Source organism: Paenibacillus sp. VTT E-133280, assembly GCF_002264385.1.
Taxonomy (GTDB): Bacteria; Bacillota; Bacilli; order Paenibacillales; family Paenibacillaceae; genus Paenibacillus_AQ; species Paenibacillus_AQ nitricinens.
The window spans coordinates 1-10,099 of the sequence record NZ_NFUX01000121.1 but is presented as its reverse complement, the minus strand read 5'-3'; the positions used below and the strand labels follow the sequence as shown (position 1 = coordinate 10,099).

7 protein-coding genes are annotated in these 10,099 nt (G+C 41.2%); 6 read left to right on the top strand and 1 reads right to left on the bottom strand.

The features are described 5' to 3' along the window. Positions 1 to 68 precede the first annotated feature (68 nt). Complete coding sequence (locus CA600_RS29715; protein WP_441339160.1) at positions 69 to 2,810, top strand: alpha-amylase family glycosyl hydrolase; 2,742 nt, start codon at positions 69 to 71, stop codon at positions 2,808 to 2,810. 83 nt (positions 2,811 to 2,893) lie between these two features. On the opposite strand, the gene CA600_RS29710 is transcribed toward CA600_RS29715, so the two are convergent. After that, complete coding sequence (locus CA600_RS29710; protein ID WP_094874692.1) at positions 2,894 to 3,487, bottom strand: YdeI/OmpD-associated family protein; 594 nt, start codon at positions 3,485 to 3,487, stop codon at positions 2,894 to 2,896. 185 nt (positions 3,488 to 3,672) lie between these two features. Here CA600_RS29710 and CA600_RS29705 point away from each other — a divergent pair, with 185 nt between their 5' ends. The 5 genes from CA600_RS29705 to CA600_RS29685 all read left to right on the top strand — a co-directional run. Then, positions 3,673 to 4,551: an aminoglycoside phosphotransferase family protein gene (locus tag CA600_RS29705; RefSeq protein ID WP_094874691.1), complete on the top strand. Its 879-nt coding sequence runs from the start codon at positions 3,673 to 3,675 to the stop codon at positions 4,549 to 4,551. A gap of 229 nt (positions 4,552 to 4,780) precedes the next feature. Then, positions 4,781 to 5,344, top strand: a complete 564-nt coding sequence (ahpC, locus tag CA600_RS29700) for an alkyl hydroperoxide reductase subunit C (protein ID WP_042192019.1) — start codon at positions 4,781 to 4,783, stop codon at positions 5,342 to 5,344. A gap of 13 nt (positions 5,345 to 5,357) precedes the next feature. Next, positions 5,358 to 6,887: an alkyl hydroperoxide reductase subunit F gene (ahpF, locus tag CA600_RS29695; protein WP_094874690.1), complete on the top strand. Its 1,530-nt coding sequence runs from the start codon at positions 5,358 to 5,360 to the stop codon at positions 6,885 to 6,887. A 266-nt stretch (positions 6,888 to 7,153) separates the two neighbouring features. Continuing rightward, positions 7,154 to 7,870, top strand: coding sequence for a purine-nucleoside phosphorylase (gene deoD / locus CA600_RS29690; protein ID WP_094874689.1), 717 nt, complete (start codon positions 7,154 to 7,156; stop codon positions 7,868 to 7,870). A gap of 294 nt (positions 7,871 to 8,164) precedes the next feature. After that, positions 8,165 to 10,099: sialidase family protein (locus tag CA600_RS29685; RefSeq protein ID WP_094874688.1), on the top strand; the 1,935-nt coding region annotated here is incomplete at its 3' end.

Here is a 10,099-nt window from a genome sequence, read left to right as displayed (position 1 = left end):
CGCCAACAGTGACTCCTACACCAACACCTATCGCAACACCTACATCAACGCCAACATCAACGCCAACAGTGACTCCTACAGCAACACCTAGCGCATCTCTTACACCAACGCCAACCGTAACACCTACCGCAACACCTACACCAAAACCAACCGTAACACCTGCACCAACGCCAACTTCGGCTGGCTTAACGGTTCATTTTAAGAAACCAGCAAGCTGGAGCTCAACGATCCGAATCCATTACTGGAATCTGAGTCCGACGACGGTTCCAACAAGCGGAGCTTGGCCAGGAATTCTGATGAAATCGGATGGGAATGACTGGTACAGTTATACTATTGCCAACGCCTCTGGCACAAGCCTTATCTTTAATGATGGCAACGGCAAACAGACCGCCGACTTGTCCCGCAGTGTAAAAGAGGGCTGGTATTCCTCGGATAATGTGTGGTATGACGCAAATCCAGAAATTCCGAAGATCCCTGTGATTTCAGTCTCTCCTACGCCTAAGACATATGATTCTGCTCAAACCGTGAAGCTTTCCAGTCTCAGTAGCAGCGATAAAATCTACTATACAACAGACGGGTCGACACCTACGACATCTTCTACCTTATACACGACTCCAATCCAAGTAGTCTCTACTATGACTATCAAGGCTTTTGGTGTGAACTCCTTAGGTCAAGCAGGCAGCGTAGGCACTTTTGCTTATGTTATTGACCTAAATCTCGACCTGCAAGCGCCAACGATTACAGCGAATTTACCTGTTGGAAATTCAAGCTCTGCAGTAACCGTATCTTTTAATATAAAAGATAACAAAGCGGCAACCACCACCGCATATTACACGGATAATGGTACGGAACCAACGGCTAACTCAAAAGTCTACATCTCAGGAAATGCTTTAACGGCTCTGGCAGGACCGTCCATCCTCATTAATAAGACGACAACACTGAAATTCCTAGTCGTCGACGGTGCGGGAAATGAAACGAAACAGAGCTTCGTCTACACGATTGGAAATAAAGGCGATTTCCGCGAAGACACCATTTATTTCGTAATTACTTCACGATTCTATGATGGTGATCCGAGTAACAATGTGCATTCATGGGATGATGCTAAGGCGGGGAATCCGGATTCAGACCCAGCTTGGAGAGGGGATTTTAAGGGATTGATCCAAAAGCTCGACTACATCAAAGCGCTCGGATTCAGTGCGATTTGGATTACACCAGTGGTGCAGAATGCCAGCGGGTATGATTATCATGGCTACCATGCGATTAATTTTTCCAAAGTAGATCCAAGGTACGAATCAGCGGGAGCCTCTTATCAGGAATTAATCAATGCGGCTCATGCCAAAGGGATAAAGGTCATTCAGGATATTGTCGTGAATCATACCGGTAATTTTGGGGAAGAGAATCTGTTACCTATGTTCAAAAAAGATCCAGCCGCAGCCGACACCGTGAATAATATGATCAAAATTACGGATAAACTGCCAGCCAACTACGATACGATGACCCCTGATCAACAATATCAGGCAAGACTCGCCATCATGAAAAATGCGGACACCAACAATAACATGTACCATACCGAAAAAAGTCTTTCCTGGGAATCTTATACCGTGCAGACAGGACAGATTGCAGGAGATGCCGTAGACTTGAACACAGAGAACCCTGTAGTGAATCAGTACCTAATTGACAGCTATAATCAATATATCGACATGGGTGTTGATGCTTTCCGGGTCGATACTGTGAAGCATGTTAGCCGGTATATTTTTAACAAATACTTTGTTCCTGCTTGGAAAACAAGAGGGGGCTCCAACTTCTTTGTCTTTGGGGAAGTAGCTACTCGGTACAGAGATGTGTGGAACAGTGGAATCCCGGCAATATCGACGCCATTCTATACATGGAAAAGCTCGAAAGCCTATCCGGGTGATGGACAAAATGACTACGCTTCCAATAAGCTGTCGGTAGAACAAGAGTGGGCGGATAACTCTACTACAACAGGACAGCCAACCTCGAACAATGCATTTTTACTCGGCAATAATTATCATGCGCCTGATTATTCGATGAAATCCGGTATGGATGTCATTGATTTTCCAATGCATTGGGCGTTCAAGACAGCACAGGAAGCCTTCAGTATGAGGAGTGGGGATCAATTCTATAACGATGCGACCTGGAATGTAACTTATGTTGACTCTCATGATTATGCACCTGACCAAGCACCTGAGAATCAACGGTTTGCAGGAACACAAGATACTTGGGCTGAGAATCTCTCCCTGATGTTCACCTTCCGAGGAATCCCTGCGATCTATTATGGTTCAGAAATTGAATTTAAAAAAGGTTCAGTCATCGATGTAGGTCCAAATGCTCCGCTCAGCTCAACAGGGCGCGCTTACTTCGGAGATCATATCGAGGGTAGCGTTACGGTTCAGGACTACGGTAAATATACAAACGCAACCGGCACACTTGCCGATTCATTGAACTATCCGTTGGCCAAACATATCAGACAGCTTAATTTAATCAGAAGAGCTGTTCCAGCCTTGCAAAAAGGTCAATATTCCACAGAAAATGTATCCGGTAATTTGGCATTTAAAAGAAGATACACCGACAGCACCAGTGGTATTGATAGCTTTGCATTAGTTACGATCTCAGGAAATGCGACATTTACCGGAATTCCGAATGGAACTTACGTGGATGCGGTGACTGGCGATACCAAAACCGTTACTAACGGCACAATCACACTGGTATGCTCCGGAAAAGGAAATGCGAGAGTCTATGTATTGAACGGTAGCGGTGGAATTGGAGTAACAGGAACCTACCTGAAATAGAATAAATCTGTCTTAGTAAAAAAGAGAAGAAGCAGCCTCAGTTCGGATTTCCCACCGTTCTAAGGTTGCTTCTTCCTATAACATTAATCATTTAATCCTTTTCCATCCAGAATTTGCGGCATCCATTTTTCAACCCTAGAGACTCGAGTTTTGGACTGCTTGGGTTCAGAAAAATGATGAAGATAGGCTCTTTGTCGTCCAGGCGTCAAAGCTTCGAAAGCAGTTTTCAAGGCAGGCATTTCATCGAGTTTATTTTGAAATTCATCAGGAATGCTGAATTCCGTGTTCTTTTTAAATTCTACTTCCAAGCCAGCCTTTTCAACTTCGATGGCTTCATAGATATAGTCTTTTATGATATTTTCTTTTTCTAGGATCTCTTGAACATTGGCGAACCGAATCTGGCGTGCTGCTTGAACATTCTCCGTTTGTTGAATCAGAATCCCATGGGTATCCTTTAATAAGACACCTTTATGAAACAGCAGCGCAATATATTCTTTAAATCCATGGATTAAGACAATGTTTTTGTTCTCTAACGTATAACAAGGATGCATCCACTTAAAATCTTCGGTCAATTCACAGTCAAGAACGATATTTCTCAACGTCTCGTATTCTTCCTGCCACTGTTTTACTTTCCTTAAAAATCCGTCTACCTTAGGATTCGTTTTGCTATTTGTCATTAAGGAACACCCCTCTTCCTCGTAATTATATTATGTTAAAAAACCTTTCAACTGCTTCTTTCTTAGCTTGTCCCTTTTGTGGCTGATCTAAATGCAGAGATTGCAAGTAGATACTAGTAAGACTAACATAATATTAGATGTCTCTTACGAAATTGGCTAGTAAAACTTAGGATAGGGAGGGTTTTATGAATACAATTACCGTTGATTTAGTTGCGAGATTAATAAATGAACAATTTCCCGCATGGTCCAGTTTAGAGATTAGACCGGTAAAATGCAGTGGGCATGATAATCGAACGTTTCATTTAGGCGAGCATATGAGCGTGAGGTTACCCAGTGCGGCAGCTTACGCTCCACAAGTGGAGAAAGAACAACGATGGTTGCCCATTTTAGCTAAAGAACTCACACTACCGATTTCAACACCATTAGCTAAAGGGGAGCCTAGTGAAACATATCCATGGCCTTGGTCTATCAATAAGTGGGTAGAGGGTGAAACATTAACGTATCAAAATATTAATGATCTTAATCAAGTCGCTAGAGATTTAGGAGCATTTTTAATCGAATTACAATCTATTGAGGCTAGTGGAGGACCTTTAGCAGGAGCGCATAATTTCTATAGAGGTGGATCTTTAGCTGTATATGATGAAGAGTCTAGACACGCACTGGAACAGAATAAAGATATTTTTAATGAAGGTAAGTTGAAAAAAATTTGGGAGACGGCATTAGATTCTAAGCGGAATTCGCAGCCGGTTTGGGTTCATGGTGATATTGCGCCAGCGAATATTTTGGTTGAGAATGGGAGGATTTGCGCCGTCATTGATTTTGGAATCTTGGGGGTAGGCGATCCTGCTTGTGATGCGGCAATGGCTTGGAACTTTTTTGATAAGGATAGCAGAAAGGTATTCAAGGATGTATTAAAGATGGATGAAGGGACTTGGAACAGAGCAAGAGGATGGGCTTTATGGAAAGCATTAATTACATATCATGGAAATCGATCTTCTAACCAAAAGGCAGCAAAGGAATCCTTAACTATTATTAATTCTATAGCAGATGACTTTGAATTGTAGAAATTGCTCTACATAAAACGTAAAAACTAACCCATACTAGCTCATAAGTATGATAATTTATGAACATTTAGCGACTGACAACGATTATCATATTAGAATTATTATAAATAACTTGACAGGCCTTAATTTGGTTAATTATAATAATTACAAATAGTATTCAGATATGTGATGTTTGCAGATTTGAATATTGTGCTCACAAAAAATAAAACTTAAAGGAGATTTAAATAATATGTCACTAATCGGAACAGAAGTTCTACCCTTCAAAGCAAGCGCATTTCAAGATGGGAAATTCATCGATGTATCAGAAGAAAACTTTAAAGGTAAATGGAGTGTAGTTTGCTTCTACCCAGCTGACTTTACATTCGTATGCCCAACTGAACTTGAAGATTTGCAAAACCAATATGAAACCCTGAAACAATTGGGTGTTGAAGTATATTCCGTTTCCACAGATACTCACTTTACACATAAAGCATGGCATGAAAGCTCCGCAGCTATTGGCAAGGTAAAATACATCATGATCGGCGATCCTTCTCATGTGATTTCCCGCAACTTTGATGTATTGATCGAAGCTGACGGTCTTGCTGATCGTGGTACATTCATCATTGATCCAGACGGTATTATCCAAACCGTTGAGATTAATGCTGGTGGTATTGGTCGCGATGCTAGTGCACTTGTTAACAAAATCAAAGCAGCACAATATGTACGCAATCATCCAGGTGAAGTATGCCCAGCGAAATGGTCTGAAGGTGCAGAAACTCTTAAACCAAGTCTGGATCTTGTAGGTAAGATTTAAGGAGCGAAAGCTAATGAAATTAGATCAAGAAATAAAAGCTCAACTTGCGCAATACCTAGAACTCTTGGAAGGCGACGTAGTACTGAAAATCAGTGCAGGCACTGACGAAGCTTCGGAAGAGATGGAAGCGCTGGTTGATGAGATTGCCAAAATGTCAGCTAGGATTACGGTAGAAAAAACCGAACTCCCTAGAACCCCAAGCTTTAGCGTAAATCGTGTAGGTGAAGATACGGGCGTAACCTTTGCTGGAACTCCGCTTGGACATGAGTTTACTTCATTAGTATTGGCTCTATTGCAGGTTAGCGGAAGAGCGCCTAAGGTTGAGCAAAGTGTTATTGATCAGATCAAAGGCATTAGTGGCGAATATAAGTTTGAAACTTATGTCAGCCTAAGCTGTCATAATTGCCCTGATGTTGTACAAGCACTGAACCTAATGAGTATCTTTAATCCCGGCATTACCCATACGATGATTGACGGCGGAGTGTTCAAAGAAGAGGTAGAGCGCAAAGAAATTATGTCTGTTCCAAGCGTTTACCTTAACGGTGAATTTTTCGAAAGTGGTCGTATGACGGTTGAAGAAATTCTAGCTAAAATGGGTAGTACTGTGGATGCATCAGAGTTTGACAACAAAGCACCGTACGACGTGCTTGTTGTTGGTGGTGGTCCAGCAGGCGCAAGTGCAGCAATATATGCGGCACGTAAAGGGATTCGCACAGGTATTGTTGCTGAACGTTTAGGCGGACAGGTTAACGACACACTTGGTATTGAGAACTTTATCAGTGTGAATTACATTGAAGGTCCTCAGCTAGTGGCTAAACTCGAAGAGCAAGTGAAAGAGTACGGCATTGATGTGATGAAATTACAACGTGCTACACGTTTAGATAAGAATGAATTAATTGAAGTTGAACTCGAGAACGGTGCTGTTCTAAAGAGTAAGACGGTCATTCTATCGACAGGTGCTCGTTGGCGCAATATGGGTGTGCCTGGTGAAGCTGAATTCAAGAATAAAGGTGTAGCCTACTGCCCACACTGTGATGGTCCTTTATTCGCAGGCAAAGATGTTGCCGTTGTCGGCGGCGGTAATTCTGGAATTGAGGCAGCTATTGACCTTGCGGGTATAGTGAAGCATGTCACGGTTCTGGAATTTGCTCCAGAGCTCAAAGCAGATGCTGTACTGCAAGACCGTCTCTACAGCCTTCCTAATGTTACTGTGCTTAAGAACGTGCAAACGAAAGAAATTACCGGAACTGATAAGGTAGATGGTATTTCTTATATCGATCGCGCAACAGAAGAAACTCACCATATCGAATTGCAAGGTGTATTTGTACAGATCGGTCTGGTTCCGAATACAGATTGGTTAGGTGACATGGTTGAACGTACTCGCGTTGGCGAAATCGTTGTAGATAGCCATGGTGCCACAAACGTACCAGGAGTATTTGCTGCTGGCGATTGCACTAATAGTGCTTATAAACAAATCATCATTTCGATGGGATCTGGTGCAACTGCAGCTTTAGGTGCATTTGATTATCTGATCCGTAACTAATCGATACGGTTAATAAAAGCAAAGATCCAAAGCCCTCACTTTTCACAAAGTGGGGGCTTTTTTATGCGCCAATGAGCAAATAAAATCAAGGGGATTACGAACCAAATGATAATTCGATAGAGAAGATGGAGGAAATCAAAATAATGTTCCAAAAACTAAATGAATTGCGAATAAATTATAACTAAAGAATATTTTAAACGTATATTTAAATTCATGGATGGTATAGTAAGATAGTAGTTGAGTAACAAACTTAGGAGGAATAAATTATGTCGACACCGCACAATGCAGCACAAAATGGTGAAATCGCCAAAACAGTATTAATGCCAGGAGATCCGTTAAGAGCGAAGTATATCGCAGAAACCTATTTGGAAAACCCAACCCAATTTAATACGGTACGGAATATGTTTGGATATACAGGCACTTACAAAGGTAAAGAAGTGTCAGTAATGGGTTCGGGAATGGGAATGCCAAGTATCGGTATTTATTCTTATGAACTATACAAAAATTATGGTGTGGAAAACATCATTCGTATCGGTAGTGCAGGTGCCTACACAGATAAATTGAATTTATTTGATGTGGTACTGGCAGATAGTGCCTGGAGTGAATCTACATACGCCTATGTGCAAAGTGGTGTAGAAGGAGACGTGCAGCTGCCAAGTAAAGAATTGAACGAAGTCATTGAAGAAGCTGCTAAACGTATTAACAAGCCAATTTTAACGGCGAGAATTCATTCAAGCGATGTATTCTACCATGAAGACAACGTGCCCGGCCACAATGAATTTTACAATGAACATGGCTGTGTATGTGTAGAAATGGAGAGCTATGCATTGTTCCATAATGCGAAAGTATTAGGTAAACAAGCGGCATGTATTCTTACTATTTCAGATTCATTAGTGACTCATGCGGTAACCACGGCTGAAGAAAGACAAAATTCTTTCAACAGCATGATGGAAGTTGCATTAGAAGCAGCGATTTCTCTTTAACAATAAAATATAAGAAGCTATGTGCATTCTCATAAAAAACCTATTGAATACAGGATGAAGACCTGATATTTAATAGGTTTTTTTCTCATTTGTAAAGTCATGGAAACCACATGTGCGCGATAAAAAGATTCTTCATTTTTAATCAAAATTTAATGTTAAATTCATAATAATTCTCTCGGATTATACCGATATAAAAAACAAACCAAATGGCTAAAAAGCTTAGAAAAGACATTCAATTTCCATATGGTGGAACTGTTGATTTATATTATGGTGTAATGCCAAAGGGGGAAACTTGTGTTTAAGCGGAGTGGCAATCTTTTATTAGCAATAAGTTTAGTATTTTCTATCGTAAGTTCTCTATTTATGCCTGGAGTAACGGATGCAGCACCCAGCAATAGCAATATCATTGATCAAAGTTCCACATCAGCTGGAGATTTGAACAGTGTTGCATTTGGCAATGGTATTTTTGTTGCGGTGGGCCAAGGAGGAATATCTACTTCAACGAATGGTGTGGATTGGTCTATCTCTAAAAAGGTGGGAAGTCCCAAGCTTAACTCAATCGTGTTCGCTAATGGGCTGTTCTTAGCTATCGATGGCAGTGAAAAGGCAGTATATAAGTCAGCCGATGGTGAAAGCTGGACCAAAACTACGTTATCGATCACTCCGGAAAGACTGAAAGCGGTTAATGGGAAATTCTTTGTATGGCAGTCAGTATATAAAAATGGTACCAATCCACCTTCTTATGATGTAACTCTTCTGCAATCCTCGGATGGCGTTGTCTGGACAGATACAAGAATTACTTCTACCAATACAATATTCGGTATGCAAATGTTAACGGATATTGCTTACGGACAGAACAAATACGTAGTCTCTGCTAACAATGCAGTCTATTACACCTCAACAGATCTGATCAACTGGACAACGGTTACCTTAACCAATCTAGTGATCGACCACTATAATTCGAATTGGCCTTTTGTTACGAATGTAATGTATTTAAAGGATCGTTTTTTTAGTTATATCGTGACTCCTTTTGCTAAAAAAGTATTTACCTCTACAGACGGCGCTAACTGGACCGTTGATGCTTCGTGGGATAATAAGCAATTTTATGGGGGGGCTTCTTTAAATGGGAGCTATTTGTTATATGGACAAGGGGTAATTTATAAATCTGCTGCGGCTCCGTTGGACAGCACCCAGTGGACATCTTCGGATACCCATACAACAATGATGGTGAACAATATGGTTTACGGAAATGGCAAATATGTTGCCTCAGGGGGCAGCGGATTGCTGGTTTCTTCTGACCTATCGGCGTGGAGTAATGTCAGCGGCAATCTGAAAAGTATTGCTAAGGATGGTGATGGTAATTATATTGCCGTCTCATCCGGGGAATATGGTTCTATCTACAAATCTAATAGCTCCGCAGTATGGAATGATGTCACTTCCTCAAAGCTGCCGGGAATGAATGCGGTCACATATGGAGCAGGGAAGTTTATTGCGGTTACAAATAAAGAAAACTACAATCTTAATGCCAAAGTGGTTACCTCGACTAACGGTGACACTTGGACGGTGACAGATAGCGGTGTGCAGGACAATTTAAGCGGTGTCGCTTTTGGCGCAAATCAATACGTTGCTGTTTCTGATTATGGTGGAATTTACTCTTCAGTAAATGGAAACGCATGGACAGAGCGATTTAAGAACGGGGATTATGCGTTTAATACAGTAACCTACTTGAATAATCAATTTGTAGCTCTCGGGATGAATTACAATCCTAGTACCTATGAGCCCGATAATGTTGTTATAGCAAAATCATCAGATGGTGTACAGTGGGGTACGCCCTTAGAGATTGGTTTTCCAAATACCTCTTTAAAGGGAATTGCCTATGATGGTAGAGCTTATATTCTGGTTGGAGAAGATACACTTAGCCAGCAGGCGGTAATTCTAACCACAGAAGATTTGGTAACTTTTACGAAGGTTACAATATCAGCTGATGCATTAAATAATATCAGCTTTGGTAATGGGAGTTTTCTGGCTGTTGGATTAAAAGGTGAGTTATTCACTTCGGCAGATGGATCCACGTGGACTCAGGAAACATCAGATCTTACCTCTAATCTTAATGGCATCATTTATGATGGTAATAATTTTAAGGTCGTGGGAGATCATTTTACCAAAATGACCTTAAACCTAGGACCTACTCTAGCATACAGCCTCACCGCAACAGCGGCGACTTTAACC

Bases quoted from the DNA above. Each gene is read 5' to 3' on its own strand.
- CA600_RS29710 (WP_094874692.1), bottom strand. From the start codon at position 3,487: ATGACAAATAGCAAAACGAATCCTAAGGTAGACGGATTTTTAAGGAAA.
- CA600_RS29705 (WP_094874691.1), top strand. From the start codon at position 3,673: ATGAATACAATTACCGTTGATTTAGTTGCGAGATTAATAAATGAACAA.
- ahpC (WP_042192019.1), top strand. From the start codon at position 4,781: ATGTCACTAATCGGAACAGAAGTTCTACCCTTCAAAGCAAGCGCATTT.
- ahpF (WP_094874690.1), top strand. From the start codon at position 5,358: ATGAAATTAGATCAAGAAATAAAAGCTCAACTTGCGCAATACCTAGAA.
- deoD (WP_094874689.1), top strand. From the start codon at position 7,154: ATGTCGACACCGCACAATGCAGCACAAAATGGTGAAATCGCCAAAACA.